This window comes from Granulicoccus phenolivorans DSM 17626 = NBRC 107789 = JCM 15570 (genome assembly GCF_000423085.1).
Lineage (GTDB): Bacteria > Actinomycetota > Actinomycetes > Propionibacteriales > Propionibacteriaceae > Granulicoccus > Granulicoccus phenolivorans.
Map to the genome: position 1 here is coordinate 71715 of NZ_AUHH01000015.1, position 16938 is coordinate 88652.

At 68.1% G+C, this 16938-nt stretch carries 13 protein-coding genes; 7 read left to right on the top strand and 6 right to left on the bottom strand.

Annotation, left to right across the window (positions count from 1 at the left end):
- Positions 1–49: 49 nt before the first annotated feature.
- Positions 50–1660, top strand: a complete 1611-nt coding sequence (locus G531_RS24475) for a hypothetical protein (protein WP_026926834.1) — start codon at positions 50–52, stop codon at positions 1658–1660.
- A gap of 160 nt (positions 1661–1820) precedes the next feature.
- On the opposite strand, the gene G531_RS26905 is transcribed toward G531_RS24475, so the two are convergent.
- Both G531_RS26905 and G531_RS21290 read right to left on the bottom strand, forming a co-directional pair.
- Positions 1821–3140 (bottom strand): hypothetical protein, encoded by a 1320-nt coding sequence (locus tag G531_RS26905; protein ID WP_026926835.1) that lies wholly within the window; start codon positions 3138–3140, stop codon positions 1821–1823.
- A gap of 8 nt (positions 3141–3148) precedes the next feature.
- Positions 3149–4720 carry a ComEC/Rec2 family competence protein gene (locus G531_RS21290; protein ID WP_281177485.1) on the bottom strand — a complete coding sequence of 524 codons (1572 nt, stop codon included), beginning with the start codon at positions 4718–4720 and terminating at the stop codon, positions 3149–3151.
- 87 nt (positions 4721–4807) lie between these two features.
- Here G531_RS21290 and G531_RS0107940 point away from each other — a divergent pair, with 87 nt between their 5' ends.
- From G531_RS0107940 to G531_RS0107950, 3 genes are all read left to right on the top strand, one after another.
- The gene (locus G531_RS0107940) at positions 4808–6289 is read left to right on the top strand and encodes a recombinase family protein (protein WP_026926836.1); all 1482 of its coding nucleotides are present in this window, start codon (positions 4808–4810) and stop codon (positions 6287–6289) included.
- A gap of 208 nt (positions 6290–6497) precedes the next feature.
- A complete protein-coding gene (locus G531_RS0107945) occupies positions 6498–6872 on the top strand; it encodes a hypothetical protein (protein ID WP_026926837.1) in 375 nt (124 codons plus the stop codon).
- Between the two features lie 76 nt (positions 6873–6948).
- The gene (locus G531_RS0107950; protein WP_026926838.1) at positions 6949–7542 is read left to right on the top strand and encodes a TetR/AcrR family transcriptional regulator; all 594 of its coding nucleotides are present in this window, start codon (positions 6949–6951) and stop codon (positions 7540–7542) included.
- 210 nt (positions 7543–7752) lie between these two features.
- Here G531_RS0107950 and G531_RS0107955 read toward each other — a convergent pair whose 3' ends face one another.
- A complete protein-coding gene (locus tag G531_RS0107955) occupies positions 7753–8613 on the bottom strand; it encodes a hypothetical protein (protein ID WP_026926839.1) in 861 nt (286 codons plus the stop codon).
- Between the two features lie 305 nt (positions 8614–8918).
- Between G531_RS0107955 and G531_RS0107960 the strand changes: the two genes are divergently transcribed.
- Complete coding sequence (locus G531_RS0107960) at positions 8919–10040, top strand: tyrosine-type recombinase/integrase (protein ID WP_162143155.1); 1122 nt, start codon at positions 8919–8921, stop codon at positions 10038–10040.
- A 508-nt stretch (positions 10041–10548) separates the two neighbouring features.
- Positions 10549–12045 (top strand): hypothetical protein, encoded by a 1497-nt coding sequence (locus G531_RS0107965; protein WP_145978549.1) that lies wholly within the window; start codon positions 10549–10551, stop codon positions 12043–12045.
- Between the two features lie 1183 nt (positions 12046–13228).
- Here G531_RS0107965 and G531_RS0107970 read toward each other — a convergent pair.
- The 3 genes from G531_RS0107970 to G531_RS0107980 all read right to left on the bottom strand — a co-directional run bounded on the left by G531_RS0107970 (position 13229) and on the right by G531_RS0107980 (position 14191).
- Complete coding sequence (locus tag G531_RS0107970; RefSeq protein ID WP_026926842.1) at positions 13229–13606, bottom strand: type II toxin-antitoxin system death-on-curing family toxin; 378 nt, start codon at positions 13604–13606, stop codon at positions 13229–13231.
- On the bottom strand, positions 13603–13806 hold the full coding sequence (locus G531_RS0107975; RefSeq protein WP_026926843.1) for a DUF6290 family protein: 204 nt from the start codon (positions 13804–13806) through the stop codon (positions 13603–13605). The genes G531_RS0107970 and G531_RS0107975 overlap by 4 nt, the downstream gene beginning before the upstream one ends.
- 106 nt (positions 13807–13912) lie before the next feature.
- On the bottom strand, positions 13913–14191 hold the full coding sequence (locus G531_RS0107980) for a HigA family addiction module antitoxin (RefSeq protein ID WP_026926844.1): 279 nt from the start codon (positions 14189–14191) through the stop codon (positions 13913–13915).
- Positions 14192–14504: 313 nt separating this feature from the next.
- On the opposite strand from G531_RS0107980, the gene G531_RS0107985 reads away from it, so the two are divergent.
- On the top strand, positions 14505–16938 hold a 2434-nt coding region (locus tag G531_RS0107985; RefSeq protein ID WP_162143156.1), incomplete at its 3' end, for an ATP-binding protein.

The following is a 16938-nucleotide window of genomic DNA, read 5'->3' on the forward strand; positions in this document are numbered from 1 at the left end:
GCTCCTGCCTAGCGTGATCGGTGTAATCGGACGTGGCGAAAGGGCCGTGATGTCGAAGAAGATGCTGCGCAGGGTGGTTCCTGCCGTTGCCACCGTGGCGCTCACCGTCGGGGTCGCCGCCGTGGTGCTCAGCACCCCGGCCGAGGCGGCGGTCTCCAAGGACGCGCAGAAGCTGTGCGCCACGGCCCGCTGCGATATCAGCTATCCGATCTCGGCCGGCGCAGCCCATGGCGGAATCAATGAGGGTTCTGCGGTGAAGGCGCTGGTGATGGGCAGCCCGAACACGACGATCTCGCTGGCCGCCTTCAAGGTGGACCAGGACGCGGCGAAGAAGCCCAAGCTGGTGAAGGTGTCCGACCCGGTGAAGATCACCACCGACAAGTCGGGTCGGGCCGAAGCCCAGGTGACGATCAAGAAGCTCCCGGTGCCGTTGACCGGTGGAGAGCACTTCGTGGTGCAGCCGGCCGACACCACCGATCCGGGAAAGTTGGTGGCGCTGAGTGATCGCGTCTCGTACTTCGGGGTGAACTCCGCCCGGGCCCGCTATGCGAAGACTGTACGGCAGACCGATCACATGCTCACCACGCTGAGCCAGGGCCTGCCCGGGGACCAGTATCTTGCCCAGCTCAAGGTGGGCAATGACTGGAAGACGATCAACCTCACCGACCCCATCCTCGGCAAGGACAACGGCGTGGTAAAGGCCTCCACCAACTCCGCGCTGCTCTACTGGCGCACCGACGTGCCCGCCGGGAAGTACCCGCTGCGCTTCGTCAACGCCAAGGACCCGAACAATCCGGTCTACCAGGAAGACCTGACTGTCGGTGCCGGGACCGGGGACCCGAGCAAGTCCGCGAGCCCGGCCCCCAGCAAGTCCGCCAGCCCGGCCCCCAGCAAGTCCGCCAGCCCGGCCCCCAGCAAGACCGCGAGCCCGGCCCCCAGCAAGACCACCAGCCCGGCCCCCAGCAAGACCGCGAGCCCGGCCCCCAGCAAGACCACCAGCGCAGCCCCGACTCCGTCGGTGAGCCCGGCGCCCAGCACGTCCCCGAGCGGTACCACCGGCCCCACCGGTGCCCCCGCCCCCGGGGCCCCGGCATCCCCCGGAACCGCCGACCCGAAGGTGCAGCTCACTGATGGCATTGCGTTCACCGGGGCAGCAATCACCCCGAGTCGGGTTGCCGCCGGTGAGCGATACACCTACACCGTCGAGGTGACCAGCGCGCGGATGAGCCAGACCAAGAACGAGGCCGGCCGTGATGTGCTGATCCAGGGCGAGAAGAAGAAGTCCGACTTCACCGTCACCTTCGAGACCGCTCCGGGCAGTGGTGCTGCCACCTGCACCGCCACCGCCGATGGCGGGACCGTCGACGGCGGCACGGTCCGATTCACCGGCGCCGAGGCGGGGAAGGTCACCGTCTCCTGCACCTACCACGGCCCGGGACGCTTCCAGTCCGAGGTGACCCTGACCAGCCACTCCGGCCACCAGGTCTTCGGCTCCCCGGCCGGGTACACCATCGGCGTCGATCCGAAGAACCAGGGCACCACCGGTACCGACGCGGGCGAGAGCCGGACCACCGACAACAAGGGCGTGCGCGCCGATGACGGGCGCTCCACCGAGAAGAACACCGAGACCGGCGGCAAACTGGCAAAGACCGGCCACTGACACCCACCCCCGGGGCCCGGCCCGCACCTGCGCTGCAGGTGCGGGCCGCTGTGCTTCCGGGCTGCACTGCTCGACCGGCCCCTGCCCGACCAGCCCTGCGCCGAGCAGTCCCACCCCGACCAGCCCTGCGCCGAGCAGTCCCGCCCCGAGCGGCCGCCGATCAGGCACCGGTGCGAGCAAGCTTCCCGCCGGGCGCAGTCTGCTTGATCGGGACCGGCTCGGCGCCGCGGACCTCCGGCGCGACCGACGTGCGGACCGGTGGCGCGGCCACACTGGCCGAGGTCGGCGCGATCACCGACGGCTCGGGCGCCGTAGCCGGTGCCGGGGCCGGTACCGATGCCGTGGTCTCCGCGGATGCGGTCGGCGCAGGCGCAGCAGGATTCGAGGTCGGCGTCGGACTCGGCGTCGGGGTCGGACTCGGGATCGGCGTGGGACTCGGCGTCGGAGTCGGACTCGGGGTCGGCGTAGGACTCGGGATCGGCGTGGGACTCGGCGTCGGAGTCGGACTCGGGATCGGCGTGGGACTCGGCGTCGGCGTAGGACTCAGGGCCGGCGTCGGGGTCGGCGTGGGATTCGCGAAGGCCACCTCGAGGGACACCTGACGCCGTTCGCCCCTTGCGATCAGCCGCTGGACCCGCGAGTCGCCGGAACCGGCCCGCTCGTAGTCGGTCGGCACAAAGAACTGCGGACGTTCCGCGGCCGTCTCGACGGCGATCCGGACGCTCTGGGTGCCCGGCTGAGCGGTCACCGGAATCCGGACCCGTCCGGAGTCGTCGGTGCTGGCGGCGTGGTCGCGGCCCTGGCCGTCAGCCCGGACGGCCTGCTGGGGCAGCGGGCGCCCGGTGGGACTGGCCAGCACCACCACGATGACGTCGCCGGTGACCTCGACAAGGGTGGCGGTGGGCGTACCGGCGCGGTCGGCAACGTCCTCGACCCGGCGCAGAGAGTCGGCAAGGCTGGGATGCTGGGCCACCGCGGCGCGCCAACGTTCGGCCTCCCGGTCGCGCTGCCGCTGGTCCCCCACCGTGCGCAGCCGGACCGCGTGATCCACCGCGGCGGCGCTGAGCTGATCGGTGACCCCGGTGGTTGCCCAGTCGACAATCGCAGCCAACTCGGTCAGTTCCTCAGGTGTCAACGTCGCCCCATTGATGGCGGCGGCCCCGGCATCGGACCCCCACCCGGTCTGCTTGCGGATGTCGCCGTCGCGCTGCGTCCAGCCCGAGGCCTGCCGGGGACCCTGGGCATCCAGGTCGATGCACCAGACCATCCGATCGCCCAGATGGTACTGCCCCAGCTCGGTACGGCCGGTATTCGTGGTGACCTGGATGCCGTGTGGCCCGAAGCCGTCGCCGTCGGCGGCGTACGCCGGACCACCCGGCTGGATGGCGAGACCGGTGCCGAGCACGGCGAGTGTTGCGAGACCGGCCAGCCGACCGGCGCGGCGGGGACCTGGGACGAGGCGATGGGGGCGAGTGAGCATGGTGCTTCCTATCGTTGAGCGATGATCCGGATGGGCTGGTCGGGGTGGGGTCGGGTGAAGGCGAGGGAGCCCTGCTGATCGGTACGCACCAGGGTCATGCCCGCGCTCTGCAGCAGGTGCACGGTCTTCGGACTGGGGTGGCCGTAGGAGTTCTTCTCCCCCACCGACACCGCGGCAATGCGCGCGCCGGTGGCCCGATTCAGCGCCGGATCCTGACGCCCGGAGCCGTGGTGGGCCACTTTGAGGATGTCGACGGGCACCGGGCCCGCGGTGCGGGCGACGGCCTGCTGCGCCTGGGGCTCGGCGTCGCCGGTGAGCAGAATCCGGATGCCACCGGTGGCCGCAATGGCGACGACGCTCGAGTCGTTCTCCTCCGCCGACTCGCCCGCGCCGCCGACCGGCGTACTGACCCGGACCGGCCCCAGGGTGTGCCAGGTGACCTCGCCGATCCGCAGCACCGCTCCCGGTTGGGCGGGGACGGGCACGACCGGCAGCAATCGTCGTACGGCGGCGACCGAGGCCGCCGGAGACTCCAGCGGGCTGACCAGCACACTGCCGATCCGCCGCCCGGCCAACACGCCGGAGAGTCCGCCGATGTGGTCGTCGTGGTAGTGGGTGAGCACCAGCAGGGGCACCTCGATGATTCCCAGCGCATCCAGGCAGGCCTGCACCGGCCGCGGCTCGGGGCCAGTGTCCACCACGACCGCCGCCCGGTCACCGGCTCGCAGCACGAGGGCGTCACCCTGCCCCACATCACACATCACCACCGACCACGGGCCGGGCCAGCCCGGTGGGGTGGGCGTACGCAGCACAGCGACGACCACCCCCACCGCGAGGAGGAGCACGGCCAGGCGGCGCCCCAGCAGCACCGGCATCACCCGGGCCAGGAACAGGCACGCGACCACGACCAGGATCAGCGGCCAGGTGCCGGCCGGCCAGCGCCAACTGGCTCCGGGTAGGGCGGCTCCGGCGTGGGAGATCCAGATGATCCCCTGCGCGAACCAGCTGCCGCACCAGCCGATCAGGGCAGCCGCCGGGGCCAGCACGAGCGACAGCCCCGCTGCGGCGAAGCCGAGCACCGTTGCCGGGCCGACCAGCGGACCGGCCAGCGCATTGGCCAGCAGTCCCACCATGCTCACCTGGCCCGAGATCGCGGTGACCACCGGTTGGGTGGCCAGTTGCGCGGCGAGCGGAACCGTGATGGCTTCGGCGAGCGGGCGCGGGAGCCAGTGCAGGGCGCCGGTCCACCGCCGGGACCACCAGATGATCCCGCCACTGGCCAGCACCGACAGGGTGAACCCGATCGAGCGGGCCAGCCAGGGATCGAACAGCAACAGCAGGACCATCGCGGCGGCCAGGTGGCGCATGCCCTTGCCCGAGGTGGCGTGTACGCCGAGCGCGGCCAGGGAGACCACTCCCATGGCCGCGGCCCGCAGGACGCTCGGCTCGGTGCGACACAGCGCGATGAAGACGACGACACACAGCCCCCCGACCAGTCGCAGCCACCAGCCGCGAACCCCGATCCAGCGGCACACTCCCAGCACGAAGGCCAGCAGCAGCGTGAGGTTGGCCCCAGATATCGTTTACAAGGGAGGTGGGTGTTCCGTATGCGGGAAGACGATGACAGCCTAGGCATTTCCACCAGAGTGGCGCGTGAATATCTTCGGGTGTCCCGGGACCGCGACGGGCGCGGAAAGTCACCGGACGAGCAGCATGCCGAGAACGTCGAGGCCGTGCGACGTCACGGCTGGATCGTGCATCCCGACCCCTACCGGGACGACGACATCAGTGCGAGCCGCTACTCGAAGAAGCTGCGTGCCGGGTTCGACCGGTTGATCGCCGATCTCGAGTCCGGGAGCTTCGACGCCGGACTCCTCGTTCTCTGGGAGTCCAGCCGCGGCTCGCGCCGGGTCGACGAATGGGTCCGCCTGATCGGTCTGTGCGAGCAGCACGCCGTGGTCATCTTCGTGACCACCCACGGCCGGGAATACGACCCCACGACTGCCCGCGACCGGAAGAGCCTGCTGGAGGATGCGGTCGATTCCGAGTACGAATCGGCCAAGACCTCGGCGCGGATCCGCCGGTCGGTCAAGGCCGCGGCCGAGCAGGGCCGACCCCACGGCAAGAACCTCTACGGCTATCGACGGGTCTACGACGAGACGACCCGGCGACTGCTCCGGATCGAGCCGCACCCGGAGCAGGCCCCGGTGGTCCAGGAGGCGGCCCGGCGCTTTCTGGCCGGGGAGACGTTCTATGCGATCGCCAAGAACTTCAACGAGCGGGGCATTCCCCCGCGACGGCCGTCCCACACCGAACGCCGCCGGCACTACGGCTGGACGCCGCCGGCGGTGAAGGAGATGATCGGGAAACCCGCCTACGCCGGAAAACGTCAGTTCCGGGGCGAGGTGGTCTCCGATGCCCTGTGGCCGCCGTTGATCGATCCCGAGGTGTGGGAGACGAAGCTGCTGCCCCAGCTGAACAGCGAGTCCCGGCGCCGGACCAACGACTGGCCCGCCCGGCATCTGCTCGCCGGGATCGCGGTCTGCGGGGTCTGTGGTGCGGGCGCGCGCGTCGGCAAACAGAACCAGGGACGCCCGCAGTTCGCCACCGATGGCACCGCGCTGCCGCGCAAGCACTACAACACCTACGTATGCAGCGGTGTCCCGGGCCGGACGGGATTCCATGTCGCGATGAAGAAGGATCACCTGGATGAGGTGGTGACCGAGTTTCTCCTCCAGCGGCTCCAGCGCCCCGACTTCCTGGCCACCACGGGCCGGGCGGATCACGGGGTGGATGCCGAGCGCCTCGCCCTGCTCGCGGAGATCGAGGAGCACCGGTCGTACCTCGCCAAAGTGCGGGAACAGGCCGCCGCACGCAAGCGGATGGACATCCTGTTCGACCAGGAGGACCGGATCCAGCCCCTGATCGACGCCGCGAAGAAGCGACTCGAGACGCTCGCGGCGACTGATCCCCTGGTGGTCGAGCTCGCCGCGTCCGACGACGTCCGCTCCTCCTGGGAGGCCCTGCCGTTGGCCGGTCAGCGCCGGGTGATCCGGGCGTTGATGACGCCGCGCATCATGCCGGTCAGCGAGGGGAAGCGCGGGCGGCGGGGTGTCGACCACGAACGGGTGGACCCCGGGTTCCGGTGAGGGCTCACCGAGCCTATCGCATGAATGAATCACGTATTTATCTGGGCAATCGATAGCGGATCGCCTAGGATAGATACTGCCTCATTCGTACACGTGAGGCGGCCCCGAGCCGGGGCGACCAGTTCGGCCCGCGCACAAGCTCGGGATACCGCGGAGCCTGCGGAAGCTGCAGATCGGGTGTACGGAAGCTCGTCGCAAGGACATCGCCATGCACTCCCCCGCCCCCCGCACCGACACCCAGCTCGACACCGACACCCAGCTCGACACCGACACTCACCTCGACACCGACACCATCGATCTGGCCCGGGCCTCGGAGATCCGCGATCGCGCCGGCAACCGCCGGTACGGATCCATCGACACCCTGCGTCGCCGGGTCCGGGCCGGGACGCTCCCGCACCGCAAGGACGGCAACAAGTACGTGGTCCGGATCAGCGACCTCGATGCGATGCGCCGGAACTCAGCGGACGAGCGGGCCTTCGCCGAACTCACCGCGGCGGCCAAGAAGGCCGCGGCCGCTGCTCCCCCGATCAGTCCGGAACGGCGCGACCTGATCCTCGGCATCCTCGCCGGGAGAATCCGCTGACGATCCCCCGGGGACTGCCCTCATGATGCAGGGCATCCACCTGTGTATGGGCAGGAATGCGTTCTAGGGTGAACCGGTGAGCGAACCAGAGGAGGCGGCAGAAACCCGGACTGCGCGGTACCAGGAGTACGTCCGGGCCGCGATCCGTACTTTCAGCGTGAAGGGCTACAGCGGCACCACGCTCGCCGACATCGGCGCGGAGGCCCGGGTGACCCAGCCGCGGATCAGCCAGGTGTTCGGCACCAAGGAGAACGCCTTCCTCGAAGCACACCGGGCTGCCCTGCACAACCTCGCGGAATGTCTCGCCGCCCTGACCCAGCCGTCGTTCGACGCCGGCCGGATCGATCAGCGGTATCCGGACCTGATGGCCACCCACCGGGCCGAACTGATGATCGTCCTCCAGGCCTTCGCGGCGGCCGACAGCCCCGCGATCGGCGCTGCGGTCCGCACCGGGATGCACGAGATCATCGGGCTGCTGCGGCGCACCGGGGCCGGCTATCCCGAAATCCGCGACTTTCTGGCCCGCGCGTTCCTCGTGAAGATCGCCCTCGCCGCCGACATCGGCCACCACCTCGAAGACTCGGCCCACTTCAAACCGCTGCTGGACTCGCTGTCCCTGCCGATCCCGCCGAGTGCCGGCCCGGGCGCCGCTCCGCTCCGAGCGACCTGACCGGGACATCGCGACCTTCGGACCGAGGGGAGCGGATCCACGCCTCGGCCCCGGTCGGCCACGGGTTGGGCGGCACTCCGCAGGCCGCGACCCGGACGTCCCCGGGCCATCCATGAGCTCACCGTCCCAGCCCACCGGCGGAGAACTGCAGTCATCCGGTCACGAGGGAACCCCGGCCGGCCGTGATCGGCGCGGGTCCGGATCAGCAACTCACGTGTGACCGGAGCCTCCCAGGACGGATGCGTGGTCGTCCTTCAGCAGCGCGGCGATCCGGGCGTTGACCGCGTCGGCACGATCCAGCACCGCCTGTTCCTCCGCGGCCGAGAAGTGGCGCACCGGGCGCGGCTCGGGCGGCTCGGATGGCGCTGCCTCGGGCGCGCTGGCGAGATCGGTCATGCCCGGGATCAGCGCCGACAGCGAGGCCGGGTGCAGGGACGCGTACAGATCGAGATGGCCCCAGCGGTCGAGGCCGGGCAGCAGGGCCGGGCTGGTCGTCCAGTCCGGGCTCGGATCCGGCCGGGCGTGCAGGTGGCCCACTCCTCCGCCGCTGAGGCGCTCGGGTTCGTGGAGCAGCATCCGGACCGAGCGGTGTGTCCAGCCGGTGTGCGTGCCGAGGATGTGCAGCCAGGACCACACCGTGCATCTAGGACAGGAGCTGGCGCTCGCGGTGGTACCAACGCGTGGGCGGGCCGCCCGGAGGGTCGCGGGTGTCAGGTCCAGGGCGGCCCGGCGGGTGAAGCCGAGACCGCCCTGGCCGGGCGGTGCGAGCAGGACCGCGGCGAACATCAGCCGGTACAGGCGCAGCCGAGTGATCCAGCCGGTGTCCCCACGGCCGGCGAGGACGGTGCCGCGCTCGAGCAGCCGGTGCAGTGCGGGCGGATCCCGGAGAGCAGCCGGCCAGCTCGGGGCCACGGGGCGCGTCTGTCCGGCACGGAGCCGACGGAGCACCCGGTGCGGCGCGCCGGCCTGGGCGGCGAAGCGGGACAGGACCACGGCGTCACGGGACGCGGGATCGGTCCCGGTGACCGCGCACCAGTCCAGCCAGAGCGCGGGAGCCGCGGACGCTGTCATGTCTCCAGGGTGCCACCGCCGCGCGGACGGCTGGCCGGTCAGGCCCGGGCCCCGTACCCCGTCAGGGCCCGGCAGTGGTCGAAGCGCTACTGCGGGGTCGGATGGGAACGCCGCCAGCCTCCGCGCGGGGGCGGTCGTCCCTCCCCCAGGTAATCGCGAGTCTCGCTCACCGCACCTGACCTGATCGTCCCACCGGGAGCGAGCGGACGACGGAGTTCCCGGCGCCGTTGATGAGCGCTGGTGCCGGAGGCGCAGATGCCGGGGGTGGCCGCGGGCACGTGGCAGTCTTGATGAGAGGAGGTGCGTTGACCTCGGTCGCAGCCAGTTGTCGGATGCGGCGGCTCACCCCCGACGTGAACGTCTTCATCCGAGGAAGCACGATGGCCAGCAAGCGGGGCAAGATGTGGCGGGGGCGGATCTACCTGCCGAACGGTCGGGAGCGCACCAAGACCTTCGCCACCAAACGCGAGGCGACGAGGTGGGAGAAGGCCGAACGAGACCAGCCCGCCGTGACCGTTGAGACGCTGGCCGAGTTCGTGACAAGGACCCAGGGCCAGGTGCTGGCGACCTTGTCGCCCTCGACGGCGGCAACGTACCGGTCGCATCTGCGGCAGCGCGTACTGCCGTCCCTGGGGCATCGGCGGATGACACAGATTCATACCGGTCATGTGGAGGCAGCTGCGGCGGAATGGTCGAGTACCGGGGTGTCGTCCTCGTCGGTGTCAGGGTCGTTGAACTGCTTGTCACGGTTCTACCGGCATGCGATCAAGTGGCGTCAGATGGACGCGAATCCGGTCCGGGCGGCGGAGCGTCCGAGACCCGATCCCGAACGGGCGATACCGACGCTGACGGCGGCGGAGGTGGATCTGGTCGCGGATCGGTGTGCCGCGGTGAAGGTGTACTACGGGGACTATGTGCGGTTGGCGGCCAGCCTCGGGCTGCGGGCCGGCGAGCTCCTGGCACTGCGAGTGCTGGATGTCGACCTGGAACAACAGGTGCTGACGGTGCGACAGGCCTGGTCGGCCGGCACACTCGGGCCGCCGAAGTGGGGTCGCAGTCGTCAGGTGGTGATCGTCGGCGAGGCGTGGGAGATCCTGTCGCGCCGGGTGCCGGGACGGCCGCGGCAGGCCCTGGTGCTGACCGGTGAGCTCGGGGGCCGGCTGTATCACACGAACTTTCTTGACGCAGTCCGGTGGCCGAAGCTGATGACCGAGCTCGGCCTGGAAGGCACGCACTTCCACGATCTGCGGGCGACCGCGATCGTGAACTGGATTCGCTCGGGGTTGCCGTTGTCGACGGTGCGGGACATGGCCGGGCACTCGAGTCTGAGCACCACAAACCTCTACGCACGACTCGCTCGGTCGGACCTCGCCGATGCCCTCGCCCACCTCACCGCCTATGAGAACCGGTCGAGACGGGAGGGATGACGCGAGAATCAACCGGGTCAGGCAAAGGCTCAGTGGCAATCGAGGCTCGGGAAGGTCGATCAATCGAGGACTCGTGGAACCACTGACCGATCGCGCACTCCCATGGCCGTGATTCTTGGCCGCGCGGGCTGGGCCCGGTGGGCACGTATTCTGCCGGTGATGAATGCAGCCGAGGAGGCGTAGCTAAACACTAGACTTCGCCTTGATGGCGACAAAGCGAGCACAAACGTCGGAAACACCTTCGGCCCGGCGAAGGTTTGAATGCCCCTTCTGTGGTTCCACGAGTGGGGCAAGCAAGGAGCACGTGTGGGCCCAGTGGTTGCACAAAACCCCTGCGGCCCAGAATCTTCTCGATGGCTATGCGGGGGACCGGCTGAAGAATGTACGCGGGAGGGTGACCCTCAACCAAGACGATACGTACGAGGTGACACCCGAGTTCCTACCAGACGTAGCACCGTTTCTGCCGAAGGTAACGATCCTCGTGTGTACCGACTGCAACAGGGGCTGGATGAGCGGCCTTGAAGAGAAGGCGAAGTCGTTGCTGGCTCCACTGATTTTCGATAATCGGCCAGTCCGATTGGACCGGGATGATCAGCGACTCTTATCGGCTTGGGCGGCCAAGACATTTATGGCCTATGCGGTCACCCTTGGCACTCAGGGGAACCCCTTTACCCCAGAAGACTATGAATACTTGCGGTTGAACAGAGTGCCGCCAGCGGGCATGCAGATCTGGGTCTTCAGTGCGAGCTCGCGTTGGGCGGAGGTCGGACTACAGATAGAGCCGTTCATCCTGCACGATGAGTCTTTTAGGCCTGACCTCCACGGTATGAACTCCGCAGTTGCGTCACTGGCCGCCGGTGGGGTGGTTTTTCTTATGATGAAGCTTCCACCCCAGATGGCCCAACTCGCAGCCAGCTTAGGGCCACCGGCCGCAGGTCAGTGGCCACAGGAAATCACCGCCGGAGGGACCGAAATCAAGCTCGAGCCAGGTGAGTTGGACGAGGAGTATTTGGATCAGGTACACCGGTGGCAGTTCAGTATCAATCAGCACACGTTACCTTCGCCCGTAGGTATGACAACAGATGCACTAGATCGCCTCAAGGAGGCGCACTTCGCTGGGGTGTCTACTCAAGCCTTGAAGGAAATCCGCAGGGGCGTCCTGCCGGAGGATGCAAAGACTGCCGCCGAGCAGGTGCAGCGAGCAGAGATGAACGCACAATCCTTCATCGATGCTGGAGACCCCGTGGGAGCTGCCCGACTGCTGACTCGTGCGACGCGCGAGCATTTCTATAGGGGCGACTTTGTCGGTGCGGCACGGCTTGCGGAAGGCGAAGTTTCGATCCCGTCGGGGGGTCTCGAAGCAGACCCCGAGGCTGCATATCGCATTGGTCAGGCCTATTGGAATCTCGGGGATCCCCGAGGGGCGGGCTGGTATCGGAGAGCGATCCAGCTCGGGATGAACCACAACCATCCCCGCTTCGGGCTGGTCGACTCGCTAATGTGGGGAGGCAATTACGCTGAATCGCTCGGCGAACTGGCGCTGATCTCCCCTGCCGACGATCACGAGGTATCCGTAGTCTTCGTGGCGAAAGCAGCGCTCAGCTTTCTGGTAGAGGATCTCTGCATTTCCGTTCAGACCAGATCCGCTGTTCCCAGGGACGCTTTGACCACCCTCGACCATGAGTCTCTTTGGAAACTGCTGCGAGGCAAGGACGCCATCTCGCGCCCGCTGTGGATCAAGCTCGGTCTAGCTCCGCGTACGGTCAAGTTCCATCTCGCTAGAGCTTGGTTCGGTTGTACAGCCGATGCTTGGATTATGGCATGCCTCTGGCTAGTCCATTCTGGTGAAGACGAGCGCTTGGTGCCGGTCTTGCGGCTCGGACTCTCCAAGTCCCTCAACCTTGGGCTCGACGGCGATGAGGTTCTATCGGTGTTCGAGGCCTCAGGAATAGACGTCACCAAGGTTCGCCACGCCCTTGACGTCGCTCGCAAGGCTAGGGACTAGTCCTGCCCTCAACGTCATTTGAGCGCGGTCCGGCTCGGCCAACTCCATCAAGGGGTGCTTTGACCCGTGCGTTGACCTCGTCTGCGCGTTCGAAAAAATGGCCTGTTCCTCCTCTGCTGAGACCGCTCGCGGTTCGAGACGGAGGACCGAAACAGGTTGGTTTGTGCGCACAACAACGGGTGATCCCAGATCCGTGATCGCCGGGATCAGCGCTGATAACGACGCCGGGTGCAGGGACGCGTACGGATCGAGGTAGCCCCATCTGTCGATGCAAGGCAGCAGGCCAGGACAGGTCTGCCAGTCCGGGCTCGGGTCGGGCCGGCTATGAAGATGGTCCACTCCCCACTGGCTATCGGGCTGGGTTCGTGGAGCAGCAGCCGGACCGAACGATGTGTCCAGCCGGCATTGGTGCCGACGATGTGCAGCCACATCCAGACAGTGCAGCTGTGGGCAGGACGTGGCCTCGGCAGTGATCCCGAGGCGAGACCGGACGGGCGTGCAACCCGGCCGGGGTCAGGTCCAGCGCCGTCTGCCTTGTGAGTCCGAGGCCGCCCTGGACCGGTGGTGCCAGCAGCACCGCGGCGAAGAGCAGGCGTCGCAGGCGAAGTCGCTCGATGCAACCGGTGTCCCGGCGCCCGGCCAGTGCGCCGCCGCGATCCAGCACCCGCTGCAGCGCCTCGGGACCGTCGAGTGCGTCGGGCCAGGCCGGCGCCATCACGGGTTCGTGCCGGGCGCGGAGCAGGTTGAGGACGCGCCGGGGTGCACTCACCCGCCGGGCGAACCGGGACTGAACCTCGGTGTCGCGGGAGGCGGGGTCGGTGCCGGTGACCGCACACCAGTCCAACCAGAGCGCGGGCGCAGCGGGGACAGTCATGCCTCCGGCGTGCCCGGGCCGAGCAGGCGCGCGGAGTGCGACCCTCCTGCGCAGTACTCGTTGATCAGGTCCCGATGATCAGGTCCCCGGCTCAGGGTGGCCGCATCAGTGAGGTTCATGTCACGCGACACCCAGGTGCTTCCATGCCCTGATAAGCGCACTTATCAGGGACCCGTGTCCCCCGTGGCCGCAGTCGCAGGGCGGGGTTCGCAGCCTCCGACCCGTCCACGGTGATCTCGCGGCGGTCGACGCGCTTCCCTCGCAGCGGTGCCGCAGTCCTGACTTTCCTTCCCCGTCTCCGGGGGAGGCCTACCAGGGTCGGCTTCCGCTCCTGAGCCGGTTCGCCAGGGCCGGGATCTCGTCGAGCTCCCCCGTCGCCACGGCCATCACGAGGTCGTACGCCTCATCGTTGGTCAGCGTGAGCCGATGCCCGTTGACACCGAGGAACGCGATCGTGCCCGCCAGCGCGAGCCGCTTGTTTCCATCCACCAACGCGTGGTTCCGAGCAAGCGAATGCAACAACGCAGCCGCCTTCTCCTCCAACGTGGCATACGCGTCCACGCCGAAGGCCGTGGCCTGTGGCCGCGCCAACGCCGACTGCAACAGGCCCGGATCTCGGACGGGCACCGGCGAGCCGAGGGTGCGCTCAGCAACGTGGATCAGCTCGGGCAGCGTCAGGTAGATCACTGACCGAGCCGCTCCAAGGCTTCCGCGTAGCGGGGCAATTCCTGGTCGAGCACCTGGTCCAGCAGATCGGCGCGGCTGTGGTTCTCGATGTACTCGCGCACCGCCTGCCGGGCGATGTCCTGCATCGACCGGGACTCCTGCTCGGCCCGACGCCGCAGGGCGTCTGCTTCGGCGTCCGAAAGACGCAACGTCATGGCCATAGCCTCGATGGTATCACTGGTGACACCATCCATTGCCGAGCTTGGTGGCCTCCGTCGCCCCCAGGCAGCAAGAGAGGCGGCTGCCGCCGGCTCGATCTCCTCGACGTCAGCGGGCCAGGTCCGGCTCGTCGGCGAGCCGGGCCAGGTCGGCGCGGTACAGGGCTTCGTACCGGAGCCAGGTCCCGGCCGGGATGCCGACGACGCGCTCGAGGCGTACGGCGGTCTCACTGGTGATCGGCGCCCGACCATGCACGATCTCGCTGACCTGCGTGCGGCTGCCGTCGAGAAGGTCGGCGACGCGCTGCTGGGACAGACCCTGATCCTCGATCCACTCCTCCAGATACTCGCCGGGAGCAACGGCATAGTCGGTGGTCCCCATGTTCATGTCCCCTCCTCTCTCCGTGGGAGTCATTGATCTCGATCCCGATGACCCGCATCAGGCAGCTCGCGGGCGAAGCCTCACCAGCAGCCACCAGAGACCGACTCGTCACGACATCCTCTATCAGGGACCCGGACGCCACCGAGGGCTGGGTTCCCTGTGCACCCTGCCGCGATTCCGGCGCCCATAGATGACTGACCACTTACGATGTGCCCATGACTCTGATGGCATTGTCGGTGCGGCACAAGCCAGGTGCGCGGGGAGCAAGCCCGAAGGATTCGACAATGCCCTCTGGGGCGGTCTTCTCGTGACGGAGCGGGTGGAACTGTTCGCGTTCGATTTCGGAGAATTCGACCACTTCGGCAAGCTGGACGCGACAGCCGAGGTCACGGAGGTGGCCCGACTGCTGGCCGATTTCGGCGTTGAGCAGCTCAGGCCCTGGGAGGGCCCGATGACGGACCGCGGTGCGGACGCGGTCGAGGCGCGGTTCCACCAGTGGTCAGGTGCGGAGGCCAGCTCGGGGCCCACGGTCCTCTACTGGGTCGGTCATGGCTGGGCTACTAGCCGCAAGGCGGCCCTCGCGCATGCCCGGAGTCCGGAAGTCGTGGGCGAGAGCGGCATCAGTCCCGCCAAGATGGCGGCCGCTATTACCGATTGGGAGGCCAGGACTCCCGAGACCACCTGGCTCTGGGTGATTATCGACGCCTGCAAATCGGCTCGGTTCGTGGAGCTCCTCAGCAGCGCATTGGATGATCGCGCCGGCCCCCGACGCATTGCCATCCTGGGCACGTCCGCAGCATCCAGCACCAACTTGGGCGAATTCACCCGTCACCTAGCGGTGACTCTCCAACACAACTTCGCCGGTAACGCGGCGATTCCGCTGACACAGCTGGTTGACGAGCTGTGGTCCGCGACCGGCGGCGCGCGGCGGGTGCTTGAGCTCAAGCCGGAGACCGTGCTGCGACGCGCGGTCCCGTTGGCGGAGGGATTCACCGGGCCCCTGGACGCACGCAACGAACTGGCTTTGGTCCTGGCCGACCTTCCGGAGGATGAGCGCCGGCATTTCGTGACCAAAGCTCAGGGCGGCGAACTGGGTGCCGACACGCTCGGCGAGATCACGTGGCACTTCACCGGCCGCGACGCCGAACGCCGGGATCTGCTGACCCGCATGTCCGCTGGTGGTCTGGTGGTGGTGACCGGACGCGCCGGCTCCGGAAAGTCGGCACTGCTCGGCGACCTGGTCGTGCGGAGTCGTCCCGCGGTAGCCGCGGTTCTACGCAGGCATAGACTCCTCGACGACATCGTCGGTGAGGTACCCCACGTGGATGCTGCCCTGCAGCTCACCGGGTTGGGCCTGGGTGAAGTGCTGGTGCGCCTGTGCGGCGCACTCGGTTTCATGGCCCCATCCCCGACGCTGCCGCTGACGATGCAACTCGACGAGTTTCTCAAGGCGTTGAGCACCCTGCCCCAGAATGTCCGGATCGTGGTCGATGCCCTGGACGAGGCGGTGGCCCCCCTGGACGTGGGTGCCGCGTTACGCCGCATCGGAGCAAGCCCCCGAGTCACGCTCGTCGTAGGCACCCGCAGGTCAACCCGAGAAGGCCCCGACCAACCTGACCCAATGGACCGGAATCTCCTCAACACGCTCGGTGTCACCGACGAGCACACGATTCGGGTGGAGCGTGATCCGGATCTGATCGTCAAGTACGTGAAGCGCCGACTGAATTCTCTCGTTGCTGAGCAGACCGTGACGGATGAGCAAGTCACCAGTGCTGCGCAGGCGATCGCAGGAGTCGATCAGGAAGTCCTGTATGCACGACTGGCCACCTACGAACTCCTGCAGCGGCCCGAGCTGGTCGTCGCTCCTGACCTGGTCTCCCGCCTCGGCCTGGACCATCGTTCGGTTTTCGCTGGTGCGGTGGCCCGGTTCGCGAATCAGGATCCCCAGTTCCGGTCGCTCCTGCTGGCTCTTGCGTTGGCGCAGGGGCGTGGTCTGCCTATTCGGGAGGGTGTCTGGGCTGCCGTGGCATCGTCGGTCGGCGAATCCAGCGCCATAACGGACGAGAGTGTCCATCGGCTGATCGACGTGGCTGCGCCCTACCTGGCGCTCGACGTCGAGCATGAGCAAACCGTGTATCGCCTGGCTCATCGCACCTTCGCCGAACACCTCACCGCGAATCCGGACGAGACCGCGGTGCGACATGCCCAGATTGTCGGGCGGGCAATCATCGAAGTCGATCCGGCGACACCGACAAATCCGTACTGGCAGCATTACACATCTGCACACTGCGTCGCCGCCGGACGGTCGGCCTGGGAGCAACTCGACCGGGCACCCGCCCTGGATGCCCTCGCCCCTCGTGCAGTAGCACAGGATGCCATGCGCTCCCTATTCGGGTGGGGGCCCCTTCCCTCGCGCATCGCGGCAAGCATCTATGCGGCGGAGCAGTTGCAGGCAACACCACCGTCGCAACGTGCTGCTGTGCGACGGCTGGCCATGTTCCGAGTCGCAGCGAACCCCACAGATACTGAAGCCCCATTGGATCAGCCATGGTGGCCCGTGTGGGCCGCGACTCGGCGGTACCCCGTCCAGGCGATCCTGCCCGGCCACAGTGACAGGGTGAAGGCGTTGGCGGTGCTACCGCTCCCGAACGGACAGACCCTGCTCGCCTCCGGCAGCGATGACCACACAGTGAGGTTGTGGGACCCAGCCACCGGGAAACCGGTCGGCGACCCCCTCACCGGCCACACCCGCG

What these genes read in the sequence shown, in the direction of transcription:
- G531_RS24475 (WP_026926834.1), top strand. Translation starts at nt 50, where the DNA reads ATGTCGAAGAAGATGCTGCGCAGGGTGGTTCCTGCCGTTGCCACCGTG.
- G531_RS26905 (WP_026926835.1), bottom strand. Translation starts at nt 3,140, where the DNA reads ATGCTCACTCGCCCCCATCGCCTCGTCCCAGGTCCCCGCCGCGCCGGT.
- G531_RS0107945 (WP_026926837.1), top strand. Translation starts at nt 6,498, where the DNA reads ATGCACTCCCCCGCCCCCCGCACCGACACCCAGCTCGACACCGACACC.
- G531_RS0107955 (WP_026926839.1), bottom strand. Translation starts at nt 8,613, where the DNA reads ATGACAGCGTCCGCGGCTCCCGCGCTCTGGCTGGACTGGTGCGCGGTC.
- G531_RS0107965 (WP_145978549.1), top strand. Translation starts at nt 10,549, where the DNA reads ATGAGCGGCCTTGAAGAGAAGGCGAAGTCGTTGCTGGCTCCACTGATT.
- G531_RS0107975 (WP_026926843.1), bottom strand. Translation starts at nt 13,806, where the DNA reads ATGGCCATGACGTTGCGTCTTTCGGACGCCGAAGCAGACGCCCTGCGG.
- G531_RS0107980 (WP_026926844.1), bottom strand. Translation starts at nt 14,191, where the DNA reads ATGAACATGGGGACCACCGACTATGCCGTTGCTCCCGGCGAGTATCTG.